Origin of the sequence: Delftia sp. WSY_7, from assembly GCF_043104845.1 — a bacterium.
GTDB classification, from domain to species: Bacteria; Pseudomonadota; Gammaproteobacteria; order Burkholderiales; family Burkholderiaceae_C; genus Comamonas; species Comamonas tsuruhatensis.
The window spans coordinates 1-14,049 of record NZ_JBICLB010000047.1 but is presented as its reverse complement, the minus strand read 5'-3'; the positions used below and the strand labels follow the sequence as shown (position 1 = coordinate 14,049).

Sequence of the window (14,049 nt, the reverse complement as noted above, 5' to 3'; positions counted from 1 at the left end):
CAATGGTTCCTGAAGGGTTCTGTTTTTGCGCGTGCAGGCGCCGGGCTCATTCGGCCAGCGCCTCGGAACCCACGATATGGACACCGGGCCTGGCGTTGACAGCTGCCTCTATCAAGGCATGGGCGATGCGGTGTGCGGGGTTGAGCCGCCAGCGCCGGGGCAGCAGCGGGCCCAGGGCGCCAAGAACGCCGACCATGGCGCGCTCGCCCGCCCGGTGCTCGGTGCGCGGGCCGCTGATCAGGCCGGGGCGCACGAAGGTGAGGGAGGCAAAGCCTTGCGCCTGCAGGTCACGCTCGAGTTCGCCCTTGACGCGGTTGTAGAAGATGCGCGAGCCGGCGTCGGCGCCCATGGCCGAGTTCAGCACATAGGTGGGCGTGCCGTGGCGCCGCGCCAGCTGTGCGGCCAGCAGCGGATAGTCATGGTCCACGCGCTGAAAAGCCGGCTGGCTGCCGGCTGTCATGATGGTGGTGCCCAGAGTGCAGACCAGGGCATCGGCGCTCCACCAGTCGGCATCTTCGGGCAGGTGCTCGAAATCGACGATGGGGGCGAGCAGCCTGGGATGCGCCGGCAGCGCCCGGCGTACCGGGGCCACGACGCGGGTGATGCGGCTGTCGGCCAGGGCCTGTTGCAGCACCTGGCTGCCCACCAGCCCCGTGGCGCCTACGATCAGCAGTTGCATGGCTTGGTCTTTCGATGGGGACACGGATCAGCCAGTGTGCCGTAGATGGCGTGGCGCATAAAACTGGTGCAGCCCAAGGCAAGGGACACCGAGGAAGGGCCTACGCCGGCAGCGCCGCCCCGCACCGAGGGTGTCGCCGGCTGCCCGGACGCCCCCTCCCGCGAAGCGAGAGAGGGCGCCGTGCAACGGGGGAAGCGGCGTAAGCCGCTCAGGGGGAGTTACGCCAATGCAGGCCAGTCGATGTAGCCCTGGGCGCCGCCGCCGTAGTAGGCCTCGTGCGGGGCCACGGCCAGTTCCTTGCCGTGGCGCAGGCGGGCCACCAGATCGGGGTTGGCGATGAAGGGGCGGCCGATGGCCACGGTGTCGATAAGGCCCTTGGCGCGGCGGTCCATGGCCAGTTCCAGGTCATAGCCGTTGTTGCCCATGTAGGCGCCGTCAAAGAGCTTGCGCAGCGCGTCCAGGTCCACGCCGGGCGGCAGTTCGCGCGAGCCGCCGGTGGCGCCTTCCACGACGTGCAGGTAGGCCAGGCCGAAGCGGTTGAGCTGGGGGATGAGGTAGCCGTAGAGGGCCATCACGTCGCTGTCCAGCGGCGTGTTGCCGGCGTTGGGAGTGACGGGAGACAGGCGGATGCCCACGCGGTCGGCGCCCCAGACCTTGGCCACGGTGTCGGTGACTTCCAGCGTCAGGCGGGCGCGGTTTTCGATGCTGCCGCCGTAGGCGTCGCTGCGGTGGTTGGTGGAGTCGCGCAGGAACTGGTCGAGCAGGTAGCCGTTGGCCGAGTGCACTTCCACGCCGTCAAAGCCTGCACGCTTGGCGCATTCGGCCGCATGGCGGTATTGCTCGACGATGCCGGGGATTTCGCTGGTTTCCAGGGCGCGGGGCATGGACACCTCGGCTACGCCGTTGGGCGTGAAGGTGACGCCTTCGGCCTTGATGGCAGAGGGGGCGACAGGGGCCACGCCACCGGGCTGCAGGTCTACGTGCGAGTAGCGGCCCACGTGCCACAGCTGGGCCACGATCTTGCCGCCGGCCGCATGTACGGCGTCGGTGACCTTCTTCCAGCCGGCGACCTGCTCCTCGGTCCAGATGCCGGGGGTCAGGTTGTAGCCGCGGCCCTGGGCCGAGATGTTGACGGCTTCGCTGATCAACAGGCCTGCGCTGGCACGCTGGGCGTAGTAGGTGGCGTGCAGTTCGGTGGGCACGCCGTCGTCACCGGCGCGGCTGCGGGTCAGCGGGGCCATGACGAAGCGGTTGGCGAGCGACAGGCCGCCCAGTTGGGTGGGAGAGAACAGATCGGTGTGAAGGCTGTGGTCGGTCATGGTGTGCAGTGGTGGTGGTTGAACAAAAAGGAGGAGGGATGGGCGAAGGGTGAGAGGTTTGAAGTTGACCAGTCGTCTACAAACAAGACAAATAAAAAGCAGCGGCCAGGCCTGCTCAGCCCAGCAGCCGCTTCGTGGAAACAAGGGCTGCGGCAAAGGGCTCCTCATGCCGGCCCAGCTTGGACAGCAGGGAGGCACCCAGCCACAACTGGTACAGCGATTCGGCCAGCGTGGGGGCATCCATGGTGGAGGTGATGGAGCCGTCGGCCTGGCCTGCGCGCACGCAGTCGGTCAGGCGGGTGATGATGGCGTCGGTGCCGGTGCGCAGCACCGAGCGCATGTCGTCGGACAGGTCGCAGACCTCGGGGCCCAGCTTGACCACCAGGCACTGGCCTCCTGCATGGGCCGAGCATTGTTTCTGTGTCCAATGGCGGAAGTAGGTCATCAGCCGGGAGATGGCCGGATCGGGCGTCTCCATGAGCGCATCAATCTTGGCCAGGTACTCGTCGAAGTACTCCTGCAGCAGGGCCTGGCCGAACTCTTCCTTGGACTTGAAGTAGTAGTAGAAGGAGCCCTTGGGCACGCCCGCGGCCGCGACGACCTCGGCCAGGCCGACGGCCGTGTAGCCTTTCTGGGTCATCAACGCCTTGGCCACATCAAGGATGTGCTGGCGTGTTTCCTGTGCGGGTTTCTTCATGGGATCGAAGTCTAACGCAAAAACCGACCAGTCGTCTACAAACTTTGTTCCAGCGTCATTCCGGCGGTCGCAACGCCTGTGCCGTCGGGCAAGTGACCCGGCCGGATGACGCGCGCAAGGCCCATCCTGTCGCTCAGAAAGTCGATCAAGGCCCGGGCGGCGCCGGACTGGAAGCGGTTGGGCATGTACAGCATGAACATGCGGCCCTGGTTGATGCTGAATTCGTAGTCCTGCATGGCCAGCACGACGCGGCCATCTTCCACCTGGCGGCGCACCATGTAGTCGGGCACCAGCCCCACGCCCAGGCCGCCGGTGATGCAGTCGCACAGGAAAGGGTAGCTGCGCGACATCAGCGTGGGCGTGATGTCCAGCTCCTCCAGCGGCTGGCCGTTCCGCGCAATCTGCAGGCGCACCTTGCCGCTTTCGCCGCCCGATGTGATGAGCGGCGTGCGCGACAGCTCGGACGGGGTCTCCGGCAGGCGGTGGCTGCGCAGCCAGTCGCTGGAGGCGCACAGGCTGTAGCGCACCGGCCCCATGTCGCGCGCCACCAGCATGGGCGGCGGGTCGGACATGACGCGGATGGCGATGTCCACGCTGTCCTTGAGCAGGTTGTCTATGAAGTTCTCCAGGCGGATGTCCAGCACCACCTGCGGATGGGCGCGCTTGAACTCGATCAGCCACGGCGCCATGACCAGATGGCCGTAGCCGGTGGGCACGCTCAGCCCGATCTTTCCCGAGATGTCGTCCGTGCTGCTTTGGGCCAGTTCGCGCACCAGCTCGGTCTCGTTGAGGATGTTGCGCGCATGACGATAGATGCGCTGGCCGACCTCGGTGGCCTCCACGCCCTGGGGCGTTCTGCGCAGCAGCGATGCGCCCAGGGACTTCTCCAGCCGGGCCAGGTGGTAGCTCACGTTGGCCCGCGACATGTTCAAGAACTTTGCCGCCTGGCTCAGGTTTCCGTGTTCGATGATCTGGACAAGGATGTTGAATGCCAGGAGATCCATGCGCTGCAGTCCAAGGGGGTGTCAATATTGTTTGACATGATGTCAACCGCCGCCGCCATTGTCAAAGAGGGTGCGCTGGGCAGAATGGGCCAGCCAGAACACATAAGCATTCAAGGAGACAAGATGGCAGGCATCACAAAAAGACAGGCGTTGGCCAAGGGCATGGCGCTGGGCGCCATCGGCGTGGCTGCGATCGCATCGCTGTGTGGCGCGGCGCAGGCCAATACCGATACCGGTGCCTGGCCCGACAGGCCGATTCGCCTGGTCGTTCCCTTCCCGCCGGGCGGGCCCACCGATGGCGCGGCGCGCGTCTACGCCGAGGCGCTGGCGCGCCAGCTGGGCCAGCCCGTGGTGATAGAGAACAAGCCCGGCGCATCGGGCGCGGTGGCGGCAGGCCAGTTCCGCACGGCTGCGCCTGACGGCTATACGCTGATGATGATGGTCACGCCCACCATCATGGCGCCGCATTTCTTCAAGAACGTCAAGTTCCACCCGGCCACGGATTTCGCCCCGGTCACCAAGATCTATGACTTGCCCAATGTGATTGCGGTCAATGCGCAGTCGCTGCCCAAGGTGACCGACCTCAAATCGCTGTTCCAGTACGCCAAGGCGCAGCCCGCCACGCTGGACTACACCAGCTCCGGGGCGGGCAGCTCGGGCCACCTGAGCATGGAGCTGATGAAATCCGCCAGGCTGCACACCATGCAGCACGTGGCCTACAAGGGCAGCGCGCCCGCCATGAACGACACGCTGGGCGGCGTGGTGCCGGTGATCTATGCGGACATGGTGTCTGCGCTGCCCCATATCCGCAGTGGCCGGCTGAAGGCGCTGGCGGTGGGCACGCCGCAGCGCGTGAAGGCGCTGGACGGCGTGCAGACCATGGCCGAGCAGGGCTTTGGCGGCTATGAGGCATCGTCCTGGGGCGGCCTGGTGGCACCCAGGGACACGCCGCGCGCCATCATCGACAAACTCAGCGCCACCTCGCGCCAGCTGCTGGCCACCGACGAGGTGCGCGACCGCTTCGAGAAGATCGGCGTGACGGCCGCCTACCTCAACCCCCAGGACACCGAGGGCCTGATCCGCAGCGACTACACGCGCTGGGGCGAGGTGGTGCGCACCAACGGCTTGGGCGCGGAGTGAGCCCATGGCCATCAGTCCTATTCCTGCGCAATCCATGTTCCGGCCCCTGCGGGCCGTGCGTTCCCTGGCCGATGTGGAGGCCATCGAAAGCCAGCCCATGGCCGGGCTGATCACGGCGCAAACGGTCTACGACCTCTTTTGCAACTCCGCGCGCGAGCACGGCCAGGGCAGGGCGCTGAGCTTTCTGCCCCAGGCCGGCAGCGTGGATGACGCCCGGCACCTGAGCTATGCCGAACTGCTGGGCAAGATCCACCAGACGGCCAACGCCCTGCATGCGCTGGGCATGGGCCCCAGCGACACGGTGGCCATCCTGCTACCCGGCTGCATGGAGTGCCACTTTGCGCTGTGGGGCGGCGAGGCGGCGGGCATTGTGCAGCCCATCAATCCTTTGCTGACTGCCGAGAAGATCTCTGCCCTGATGCGGACCACGGGCGCGCGCTTTCTGATCGCCTGGGCGGACGAGGACGATGCCGGCATCCGGGACAAGGTGGCGTCGCTGGATGCGGACCTGGCGCATGTGCTCTGGGTCTCGCATGAAGGCCGGGCTCTCCAGGGGGATGGACAGCGCTGGCCCGCCAGCGATCTGCATGCCGCCCTGGCCGCCCAGCCCTCCGACCGGCTGGTGAGCGGGCGCCAGCCCCAGGCCGGCGACGTGGCGGCCTACTTTCATACCGGCGGCACCACGGGCGCGCCCAAGATTGCCGTGCAAACGCATGGCGCCCAGGTCTACACCGCCTGGGCCAGCGTGCAGATGCAGGGCCTGAACACGGCCGACCGCACCATCAACGGCTACCCGCTGTTCCATGTGGCGGGCGTGCTGCCGGGCTCGCTGGCCTGCTTCTCGGCCGGAGCCCACGTCATCATTCCGACCACGGGGCTGTTTCGCAACAAGGCCGTGATTGCCGGCTTCTGGCGCATGGCGGCACAGTGGAAGCCCACGCTGATGTCGGCCGTGCCCACGGTGCTGGCCGCGCTGGTGGAGGTGCCGCTGCTGGGGGCTGATGTGTCCTCCATCCGCTACTTCCGCACAGGCGCCGCGCCGCTGTCGCCCGAGGTGGCGGCGCGCTTCAAGGCGCACAGCGGCTTCCATGTGCACGAGAGCCTGGGCATGACCGAGATGACGGGCATCTCCACCATCACGCCGCCCGGCCTGCACGCGGCGGCCGGCCATGTGGGCCTGCGCCTGCCGTTTGCGCGCCTGGCCGTGCGCCGCATGGGGCCTGACGGCAGGCCATCGGACCAGGAAGCGGCGCCCGGCGAAACCGGCATGGTGGTGTTCCAGTCGCCCAACCTGTTTTCCGGCTACCTGGGCGGCATCGAGCCGTCCAGCTACCTCACCGATGACGGCTGGCTGATCACGGGCGACCTGGGTTCGGTGGGCGCCGATGGCCTGCTGCGGCTGCGCGGGCGTTCCAAGGACGTGATCATCCGCAGCGGCCATAACATCGATCCGCAGGTGATAGAGCAGGCGCTGGAGCGCCATCCCGCCGTCAAGGCCTGCGCCGCCGTGGGCGCACCCGATGCCTATGCGGGCGAGGTGCCTGTGGCCTTTGTCGCGCTCCACCCCGGCGCCCAGGCCGATGAGACCGAACTGCTGGCCTTTGCCGCAGCCGGCGTGGACGAAGCGCCTGCGCGCCCGCGCTATGTGCGCATCATCGATGCGCTGCCCACCACCAACGTGGGCAAGGTCTACAAGCCGCGCCTGCGCAGCATGGCTGCTGAAATCTACGCCCGCACCCTGGTGGCCCAGGCGCATGAGCGCATGGGCCTGCCGCTGCCGCCCGCGGCCAGCACCACGCATGCGGAGGGCGAGGGCTTTGTGCTGCGCCCGGCCAGGGCGGCTGACCGGAGCCCTTGGGAGCAGGCCGCCGAGGCGCTGGCCTTCACGGGCGAGCCGGTGCGCATCGAGGATGCCGCCTGAGCGCTGGGCCGGACCCCATTGCAGCCACCTGGTGAACTGCGCCGGAGCGGTGTGCAATGCGCATAGAATGCAAACCATTCGCATTCAATAATCAATGCGGCGCCATGCGGCCGCACCCCACTCCCCAAGCACGTTCATGCCGTCGGCCCGTTGTGGCGCCGATGGCTGTTTTTTTGTCCTTTGAGGAAGCTGCAATGAAGAAACACTGGATTCTTGTCTCCGCACTCCTGGCCGCCAGCGGCGCCAGCCAGGCCCACCAGATCTGGCTGGAGCAGCCGGCCGGCGAAACCGCCGTGATCCGCTTTGGCGAGTTTGGCGACAACCTGCGCGAGACATCGCCGGGCCTGCTCGACAAATTCGGCAAGCCCGTGGCCACCCTGGTCTCTGCTCAGGGCGAGAAGGCGGCCGATGGCCGCAAGACCGGCACCGGCTTTGCGCTGCCCTTCAAGGCCGGCCAGGGCGACAGCATCGTGGCCGAGGATGCCGGGTATCCGCTGTACACCAGCAAGAAGGGCGAGCAGGAACTGCGCAACTGGTACCACCCGGCTGCGCGCCTGATCACCGGCTTTGCCGCCCAGGCCCCGCGCCTGACGCTGGATGTCGTGCCCTCGGGCCAGGCCGGCGAGTTCAAGGTCATCTACAAGGGCCAGCCCCTGCCCAAGGCCAAGGTCGTGCTGACCGTGCAATCGGGCTGGAGCAAGGAAGCCCATGCCGACGAGCAGGGCCTGGTGCAGTTCGACATGCCCTGGAAGGGCACCTACGTGGCCGAAGCCACGCACGACGAGCGCAGCGGCGGCGAGCGCACCGGCCCGAACGGCGCAGAAAAATACGACGGTGTGCACTACGTGACCTCGGTCACCTACGTCAAGCCCGAAGGCGTGGCGCCCATCGCTGCCGGCCCTGCGGCCAAGCCCAACAAGTAAGCGCTGCGGCCAGACAGCTTGGCCCGACACGCAGGCAGCCATGCCTGCCGGCCTCCATGCCTCATGCATGGAGGTTTTTTTTATGGGCGCTGCAGTAGGAACACGTGGGTGGGTGCGGGATTCGTCGTATACGATTAAATATTTCGTAAAGAGAGGGGCGTGGGCTTCAACGCCGCGTTCTAGAGGAGGAAATCCATGTTCAAACGCATTCTGTCCCGCGGCCTGGCGCCGCTCCTGGCGCTGTTGTTGGCTGGCTCGGCCAGCCTGGCCCATGCCGATGAAGGCCTGCTGCTGGCCGCTGGCGCCGGCTACCGCAAGCCCGTGCTGGAACTGCTGCATGCCTTCAGCCAGGCCACGGGCATTCGCGCCGAGGCCAGCTTTGGCAACATGAAGCAGATCGAGACCCAGGCCCGCCAGAACCCCGAGATCGCCGTGCTGATTGGCGACCGCGCCTTTGTCGAGCCCATGCAACTGGCCGAGCGCTACATCACGCTGGGCCAGGGCCAGCTGGTGCTGGTCGCCGCGCGCGGCCAGCGCCTGGAAAGCGTGCAGGACCTGGCCAGGCCCGAATTCAAGCGCATTGCCATCGCCGACCGCAGCAAGGCCGTGTACGGCAACGCGGCGCGCATCTGCCTGGAGCGCCTGGGCCTGGCGCAGACGCTGGGCGAACGCCTGGTCGAAGTGGCCACGGTGCCCCAGGTCAGCGCCTATGTGACCACCGGCGAGGTGGACGCAGGCTTTCTCAACAAGACCGAGGCCCTGGCCCTGAAAGACCGCGTGGGCGCCAGCGTGCCGGTGGCGGCCAGCTGCCATCCGCCCATCGAACTGAGCCTGGCCGTGCTGAAGGGCCGCGCCTCATCGCCGCAACTGCAGGCGCTGCTGGACTTCATCGCCACGCCGCAGGCCCGCCAGGTGCTGGAGCGGCACGGCCTTTGATGGGCCACCCAATCCCTGCTGGCAACTGACAGTCCATGACCGACTCCGTTTGCGCCCAGGCGCCGCTGGCCCTGACCGCGCATGTCATTGCCTGGAGCCTGATGCTGCAATTGCTGGTGGGCGCAGGCCTGGGCTGGCTGCTGGCACGGCGCCGGTTTGCGGGGCGCCAGCTGGTCGATGCACTGGTCAGCCTGCCGCTGGTGTTTCCGCCCATCGTGCTGGGCTATGGCCTGCTGGTGCTGCTGGGCCGGCAAGGGCTGCTCACCCAACTGCTGCCCGATGTGCTGCGGCCCGACGTCGTGTTTTCGCAAACGGGCCTGGTCATTGCGGCCTTCATTGCCGGGTTGCCGCTCATGGTCAAGCCCACGCAGGCCGCCTTTGCAGGCACTTCGCCACGCCTGCTGGAGGCGGCGGCCATGCTGGGGCACCGCCCCTGGTCGGTGTTCTGGCGCATCGAGCTGCCGCTGGCCCGGCGCGGCATTGCGGCCGGCCTGATTCTGTCGGGGGGCCGTGCGCTGGGCGAGATCGGCCTGTCGCTCATGCTGGGCGGCAACATCATCGGCCGGACGGAAACCCTGTCACTGGCCATCTACAACAACGTGCTGGACGGTAATCTGGCCTGCGCCAATCAGCTCTCTCTGATGCTGGGCGTGCTGGCCATGGCGGCCTTCATGGTGCTCAGGCGGTTTGGCGCGCTGTAAGCAGCGGGCAGGGCCGGGCAGGGCGCAAGCTCAAGCTGGAAAGGACTCAGGGCAGGAACGGCGAAGACAGCAGCCGCAGGCCGATGGAAAACCACCGCTCCTGCGTGCTGCTGCCTGCGCGATTGCCGTAGGTGGCATCGATCTGCACATGTCCAGGCACCAGCCAGTAGCGCAGGCCCATCTGGTAGAACGGCTTGCCCTGGTTCTGGCCGAATGTCTCGGCAATCAGCCAGGTGCTCTGGCTCAATTGGGCCTCGGTGGCCAGGCCCCAGGTCATGAGGTTGCGATGCGTCTGCGCCGTGCGCAGCCAGCCCACGTTGGTGTGGAAGAACAGCCGGTCATCGCGCAGCGAGAACGTGACGGGCACATAGGCGTACAGATCCCCCCGGCCCTGGCCCTCGTCATTCGGATGCCGCGCATTGCCCACGGCCAGGCCCCAGCCCCAGCCATTGGGCTGCAGTTCCTTGAACAGGGTCTTGCCCTGGATCACCACATCCGTGGTACGGCTGCTGCCATCCTCGCGCGTCCGTGCCGCGCCCAGCGTCAGCTCCAGATTGCCCGTGAAATTGCAGGCCGGCTGCGCCCAGAACTCCGTGCTGTCCTTTTTGGACTTGACCCAGCTTTCCAGCTGGCAGGACTTGGCATCGACGATGCGGGCATCGTCCGTGATCATGGGGCGAGCCGCGTAAGCCGGGCCGCTACCTAGGGCCGCTGCCAGGCCCAGGGCTGCTGCCGTCCAAAGGGAGTGGGAATTGCGCATGGCCCGCCATCCTAAAGCCGAAAAATGACGCCACCAGAACATTGCTGTGCCAGGCGCGCCACAACAACGGCTGTGCACGGATTTGCCCCATATGGCCCCATATGACCCTATATGCCCTTATATGGCTGGCACATCGAGGCACAGACGCAGACCCGCCATCTGCCCGGGCATGTTGGCCAGCGGCAGCTGAAGCTCCGTCAGCAGCATGGCCTGCTGCATGGGATGCTGAAACGGATAGAACGCCGCCGCACCGCCACGGATGCGCCACTCGTGCGGACTGGCCTGCAGCCGGGTGAACGTGGCCACCGCCAACGCCGCCATTCCCCAGGGATTGGCGGCCGCGCGGTTGAGCCGACCATCGCCAAACTGCGTCAGGCACACATCCCCGGACAGATCGCGCTGGGGAACTGCGTCCCCGCACACATACAGCCGCTCCGTGCCTGCCTTCGCAACGTACTCCCACTCATGGTCCCAAGGCAGGCGATAGCCCGTGGCGGCCAAAAAGCGCTGCGCTTCCCCTTGCGTGACATAGGCGGGAAACGGCCCGTCCTCGCTGGAGAAATCAGGCCGCTCCAGCCCATCGCACAACTCCACATGCTCTTCAATCACCCACTCGAACGTGGGAAAGCGGCCCATCAGAAACGCGGGCACATGCACGGGACCCGGCTCCTGCGCAGCATGGACCACTGGCGCAATCAAGGACCAGTCCTCAGCAGGGATCGAATCGCGCAGCTTATCCAGCCGCTGCGCCGTTGCCCCGTAGGTGAAATCGCCGCCCAGGACCAGGGTCAGCGTTGACTCATGCTGCGCGTCGTAAAAGCAAGGAACCTCCCATGCCGCGCCCTCAGCAGGTTCCGTAGAGACGAATGGTTTGGCGAACTCGAAGCCGCGCGGCAGCCCCTCCAGAATGGCTTGGGCAATCTCTGCGCGGCGGGAGGGCAGTGTGGATTGCCAGGATTGGGGGCTGGCGAGTTCAGGGATGGTGTGCATGGTCGGGACAAAAATCACATGACTTCAAACAGATGAAATTTGATGCTGTGCGGATTTTTGCCGAAATCTCCAGGCAGTTCGCCGCGCATGGTCAGATCGCACCTCTTGTCTTGCATGAAAACATCCATCTCGTAGCCCCAGCCTCCGTAATTCAATCGATAGACCCTGATTGAAGAATTTTCATCGTCGGCACAAATTTCATCTTCTTCCAGAATGATCTGGCTACCTATTGGAGGAGGTGCAAGCGAGGTGAAATCGTCTTTGCCGAGATAATTTTCCAATGCTTCAAAAGCCTCATCCACTTGCAGTGGGCTGATGCCGAAGTGGGCTTCAAGGGTTTTCAGATCTTGGTGAAAGAATGCGGTCGCCAGCAAGCGGATGGATTTCTCTGCGGTCTCCAGGTTGAGTGTGTGAAGATTTGGGGTTGTATTCATATGAATGGGCAGCTGCCATGTCTGGATCTTAAATAAAGATTGTAGAGCCATTGGTGGAAATTATTTCAATATATGACCCGTGGCTACCAATATTTGCTTTATTTTTCTAAGCTTCCTGTTATTCCTTCTTGCCAGTACTTCAGATATTTCAGTGAAGTCATTTTCAACAGTCTTGGTGGAGATTTTTCTATTTTTCATATCATCGATCATTGCGGCATTGGTTTCAAATGTAAGGGCTAGAGGGTTTTCCTTGTGGTATGAAAATCTACAAACGCATAGATCATTAATGATGAGTGCACCATCGGATTTTTTGTTGTCAAGGAACAATCTCATGTTGGCTGGCTTATTAATCATCTTAAGGATGGTGGATAACCTGAATCCATGGAAATCAAGGCCGCTGCTCCATATTTTCCCTTTGAACGTGTATATCTTGAAGTTGATTCCCTGGTTTTTATTCACTATGGAATAATATTTCTCGAATAATTCATGGTCATCCGGATCTCCCTCTCTGGAAAACCCCGTGGATGCCAGGTCTTCTATGCTTTCTGGCACCGTTGCTGATGTTTCAACATTCAGACATATTTCTCCAAATAAATATTTGTTTAAAATAATTCTTATATTTGGGTAATCGATTGTCATAATGGAGGGGCTATGTATCCAATTGTATGGACTTCAATAATGCATTTGCCTTTTGCAAAGGGTATCGTGTGGCGGCAAAGAAGGTCAGGCAATTGGCTCTGATTCTTAAGATGTTCCGTCCCACAGTGAGATGCCACGACCAGTAGACCAAGAGTAGGCCGTGGTGCTGCCCAGACCCCTTGGCCCTGTTCGGCGGTGATCCAGTGGCGCGCCAATCTGGTCGCACTGGTACCAGTAGGTGCTGTGTTCCTCGCCCGCTCCCTGAATGGTGGCCAGTGGCACAAAGCTCCCCCGGCTCGTAAATATAGAGCGCCTGCCTTGTACCTCGCTGGCTGTGCACCATGAGGTCGCCATCCCAAAGGTAGTGGGTACTGCAGAAGGCATCGCTTTTGGCGACACATCGGCCCGTGGGGTCGTAGGCGTAGCGGGTGGCCTGGGTGACGCCGTGGCGCGTGGTGTTCGATTCGATGAGCTGGTGGTCTGCGTTCCAGGTCAGGTCTAGCACTTCCTGGCTGCCGGCCTTCTGGTTGCCCCGGGTGCGGCGGGTGACGTTGCCGTGCACGTCGTATTCGAAATGCAGGTCCTGGTAGAAGCGCAGGCGATTGTCGCCGACCACGCCCAGGGTGGTGTCCACGGGTTAGCCGTCTTTGCCGGGTAGGGAGTCCAGCAGGTTGCCGGCGGGGTCGAAGGCAAACAGTTCGCGGGCCAGCGGGCTGCCTTGTGCGGGCAGGCTGGCTAGGATGCGGCCCGTGGAGCCGTAGCGGAAGTCCTGCGGCCGCGTAGGAGTCAGCCGTATGCTACGGTAGAGCTAACTTAATATCATAAGTAAACGGTTTATGTTTAATATTGGTTTGAAATTGTTAAAAAGTTTTTAATAATAGATTGTATTTTGCTCAAGAATTATTATGAGAATAACCTCGAAAATTATTACACCAAGCTTCAGTGGCTAATATTTTGCTCAATTATTAATCAGGCTTTTTATTAGGTCCGGATTAACGTCATTTGGAGAAACTCCAGCATTGTTTTGTAGAAATGGATCGGCTCCATTAATTATAAGAATTTTTGCCAGTTCGAAATTATCTGACGTATTTTGAGCGAGCAATCTTAGGAGTGGAGTTGCTCCAGTGCTATTTTTTTCGTTTACGGAAGCCCCAGATTGGATGAGAAATTCTATATTTCTCTTGCATTTGTATTCGCAACTAAAATGCAGAGCCGTCCAGTTGGCACTGTCCTTTTGATTGACGTTGGCACCATTAGCTATGAGCTATTTAAGAAAATTATTATTCTCATCACTCATGGCTGCGCGCATTAAGGGCGTTGTCTGACAATTTCTCCTTGGATCGGCAGAATTTACACTTGCCAAACCTGATGATATTAGTTTCTTCATTGCTTCAAAATCATCTGAAACAAATGCATCCATCATTTCTGAGTGAATTTTGGTACTATTTTTCATGGCAGTTCGTATTTGTGGTTCATATTTAGTTTAGGATCTTCTATTTGATAGAAGTTGGCGTTGTTCATATGATCATTAAACAGGGCTTGACTCATGCATTTTTTTTTCTGCTGCCGCCTTCTCTCTCCAAAATTCATGGCCGCGTTTATGACCTAGATGATAAGCTCCTTTAATTGGCGTCAGCTCGTTTGCATCTAAAAACTCTCCTGCTGCATTTTTGGCGGCTTTCATCTCAACGGTTGCCCTTACATCTGCTCTAATGTAAGGCCTGTGTAGTGTAGGACAAGAATCATCACACTCGCATCTAGGCTTATTTCCAAATTGCCCATTTGATTTTCTGTCTTGTGATGTCCAATGCAATCCAAGTGGATCAAGGAAAATAAGAGGGTTTGGTGCAAATCTAAATAAATTCAATCCTCCTTCCAACCCAATTGGGTCTTGATGGACAAACCC

The 14,049-nt window shown here is 62.3% G+C and carries 17 protein-coding genes and 1 pseudogene; 5 read left to right on the top strand and 13 right to left on the bottom strand.

From position 1 onward, the window contains the following. Positions 1-46: 46 nt before the first annotated feature. The 4 genes from ACF8ME_RS24365 to ACF8ME_RS24350 all read right to left on the bottom strand — a co-directional run bounded on the left by ACF8ME_RS24365 (position 47) and on the right by ACF8ME_RS24350 (position 3,699). On the bottom strand, positions 47-679 hold the full coding sequence (locus tag ACF8ME_RS24365) for an NAD-dependent dehydratase (protein ID WP_392418527.1): 633 nt from the start codon (positions 677-679) through the stop codon (positions 47-49). 218 nt (positions 680-897) lie between these two features. After that, on the bottom strand, positions 898-1,998 hold the full coding sequence (locus ACF8ME_RS24360; RefSeq protein ID WP_047327287.1) for an alkene reductase: 1,101 nt from the start codon (positions 1,996-1,998) through the stop codon (positions 898-900). A 115-nt stretch (positions 1,999-2,113) separates the two neighbouring features. Continuing rightward, positions 2,114-2,695 carry a TetR/AcrR family transcriptional regulator gene (locus ACF8ME_RS24355; RefSeq protein ID WP_016447017.1) on the bottom strand — a complete coding sequence of 194 codons (582 nt, stop codon included), beginning with the start codon at positions 2,693-2,695 and terminating at the stop codon, positions 2,114-2,116. 35 nt (positions 2,696-2,730) lie between these two features. After that, on the bottom strand, positions 2,731-3,699 hold the full coding sequence (locus ACF8ME_RS24350) for a LysR family transcriptional regulator (RefSeq protein ID WP_047219795.1): 969 nt from the start codon (positions 3,697-3,699) through the stop codon (positions 2,731-2,733). Positions 3,700-3,822: 123 nt separating this feature from the next. Between ACF8ME_RS24350 and ACF8ME_RS24345 the strand changes: the two genes are divergently transcribed. The 5 genes from ACF8ME_RS24345 to ACF8ME_RS24325 all read left to right on the top strand — a co-directional run bounded on the left by ACF8ME_RS24345 (position 3,823) and on the right by ACF8ME_RS24325 (position 9,320). Then, positions 3,823-4,839, top strand: a complete 1,017-nt coding sequence (locus ACF8ME_RS24345; RefSeq protein ID WP_392418525.1) for a Bug family tripartite tricarboxylate transporter substrate binding protein — start codon at positions 3,823-3,825, stop codon at positions 4,837-4,839. A gap of 4 nt (positions 4,840-4,843) precedes the next feature. Next, positions 4,844-6,760, top strand: coding sequence for an AMP-binding protein (locus ACF8ME_RS24340; protein WP_392418524.1), 1,917 nt, complete (start codon positions 4,844-4,846; stop codon positions 6,758-6,760). Between the two features lie 194 nt (positions 6,761-6,954). Beyond that, positions 6,955-7,683 carry a DUF4198 domain-containing protein gene (locus ACF8ME_RS24335; RefSeq protein ID WP_392418522.1) on the top strand — a complete coding sequence of 243 codons (729 nt, stop codon included), beginning with the start codon at positions 6,955-6,957 and terminating at the stop codon, positions 7,681-7,683. A gap of 195 nt (positions 7,684-7,878) precedes the next feature. After that, positions 7,879-8,619: a molybdate ABC transporter substrate-binding protein gene (gene modA / locus ACF8ME_RS24330; RefSeq protein WP_392418521.1), complete on the top strand. Its 741-nt coding sequence runs from the start codon at positions 7,879-7,881 to the stop codon at positions 8,617-8,619. 35 nt (positions 8,620-8,654) lie between these two features. Beyond that, on the top strand, positions 8,655-9,320 hold the full coding sequence (locus tag ACF8ME_RS24325; RefSeq protein ID WP_392418519.1) for a molybdate ABC transporter permease subunit: 666 nt from the start codon (positions 8,655-8,657) through the stop codon (positions 9,318-9,320). 46 nt (positions 9,321-9,366) lie between these two features. Here ACF8ME_RS24325 and ACF8ME_RS24320 read toward each other — a convergent pair whose 3' ends face one another. The 9 genes and pseudogenes from ACF8ME_RS24320 to ACF8ME_RS24280 form a co-directional block, all read right to left on the bottom strand. Beyond that, positions 9,367-10,080, bottom strand: a complete 714-nt coding sequence (locus tag ACF8ME_RS24320) for a hypothetical protein (RefSeq protein ID WP_392418518.1) — start codon at positions 10,078-10,080, stop codon at positions 9,367-9,369. Between the two features lie 117 nt (positions 10,081-10,197). Continuing rightward, a complete protein-coding gene (locus ACF8ME_RS24315) occupies positions 10,198-11,070 on the bottom strand; it encodes a hypothetical protein (RefSeq protein ID WP_392418516.1) in 873 nt (290 codons plus the stop codon). A gap of 14 nt (positions 11,071-11,084) precedes the next feature. Next, positions 11,085-11,504, bottom strand: coding sequence for a hypothetical protein (locus ACF8ME_RS24310; RefSeq protein WP_392418514.1), 420 nt, complete (start codon positions 11,502-11,504; stop codon positions 11,085-11,087). Positions 11,505-11,564: 60 nt separating this feature from the next. Continuing rightward, positions 11,565-12,143: a hypothetical protein gene (locus tag ACF8ME_RS24305; protein ID WP_392418513.1), complete on the bottom strand. Its 579-nt coding sequence runs from the start codon at positions 12,141-12,143 to the stop codon at positions 11,565-11,567. Between the two features lie 10 nt (positions 12,144-12,153). Then, on the bottom strand, positions 12,154-12,777 hold the full coding sequence (locus tag ACF8ME_RS24300) for a hypothetical protein (protein WP_392418512.1): 624 nt from the start codon (positions 12,775-12,777) through the stop codon (positions 12,154-12,156). A gap of 324 nt (positions 12,778-13,101) precedes the next feature. Next, positions 13,102-13,404, bottom strand: coding sequence for an ankyrin repeat domain-containing protein (locus tag ACF8ME_RS24295; protein WP_392418625.1), 303 nt, complete (start codon positions 13,402-13,404; stop codon positions 13,102-13,104). Positions 13,405-13,407: 3 nt separating this feature from the next. Next, positions 13,408-13,596, bottom strand: a complete 189-nt coding sequence (locus ACF8ME_RS24290) for a hypothetical protein (protein WP_392418510.1) — start codon at positions 13,594-13,596, stop codon at positions 13,408-13,410. Continuing rightward, positions 13,593-13,664, bottom strand: a complete 72-nt coding sequence (locus ACF8ME_RS24285) for a hypothetical protein (protein WP_392418623.1) — start codon at positions 13,662-13,664, stop codon at positions 13,593-13,595. The genes ACF8ME_RS24290 and ACF8ME_RS24285 overlap by 4 nt, the downstream gene beginning before the upstream one ends. A 7-nt stretch (positions 13,665-13,671) precedes the next feature. After that, a pseudogene (locus tag ACF8ME_RS24280) lies at positions 13,672-14,049 on the bottom strand (hypothetical protein); the annotation flags it as partial.

Coding starts and splice junctions, on each gene's coding strand:
- ACF8ME_RS24365 (WP_392418527.1), bottom strand. CDS start 679: ATGCAACTGCTGATCGTAGGCGCCACGGGGCTGGTGGGCAGCCAGGTG.
- ACF8ME_RS24360 (WP_047327287.1), bottom strand. CDS start 1,998: ATGACCGACCACAGCCTTCACACCGATCTGTTCTCTCCCACCCAACTG.
- ACF8ME_RS24355 (WP_016447017.1), bottom strand. CDS start 2,695: ATGAAGAAACCCGCACAGGAAACACGCCAGCACATCCTTGATGTGGCC.
- ACF8ME_RS24350 (WP_047219795.1), bottom strand. CDS start 3,699: ATGGATCTCCTGGCATTCAACATCCTTGTCCAGATCATCGAACACGGA.
- ACF8ME_RS24345 (WP_392418525.1), top strand. CDS start 3,823: ATGGCAGGCATCACAAAAAGACAGGCGTTGGCCAAGGGCATGGCGCTG.
- ACF8ME_RS24340 (WP_392418524.1), top strand. CDS start 4,844: ATGGCCATCAGTCCTATTCCTGCGCAATCCATGTTCCGGCCCCTGCGG.
- ACF8ME_RS24335 (WP_392418522.1), top strand. CDS start 6,955: ATGAAGAAACACTGGATTCTTGTCTCCGCACTCCTGGCCGCCAGCGGC.
- modA (WP_392418521.1), top strand. CDS start 7,879: ATGTTCAAACGCATTCTGTCCCGCGGCCTGGCGCCGCTCCTGGCGCTG.
- ACF8ME_RS24325 (WP_392418519.1), top strand. CDS start 8,655: ATGACCGACTCCGTTTGCGCCCAGGCGCCGCTGGCCCTGACCGCGCAT.
- ACF8ME_RS24320 (WP_392418518.1), bottom strand. CDS start 10,080: ATGCGCAATTCCCACTCCCTTTGGACGGCAGCAGCCCTGGGCCTGGCA.
- ACF8ME_RS24315 (WP_392418516.1), bottom strand. CDS start 11,070: ATGCACACCATCCCTGAACTCGCCAGCCCCCAATCCTGGCAATCCACA.
- ACF8ME_RS24310 (WP_392418514.1), bottom strand. CDS start 11,504: ATGAATACAACCCCAAATCTTCACACACTCAACCTGGAGACCGCAGAG.
- ACF8ME_RS24305 (WP_392418513.1), bottom strand. CDS start 12,143: ATGACAATCGATTACCCAAATATAAGAATTATTTTAAACAAATATTTA.
- ACF8ME_RS24290 (WP_392418510.1), bottom strand. CDS start 13,596: ATGAAAAATAGTACCAAAATTCACTCAGAAATGATGGATGCATTTGTT.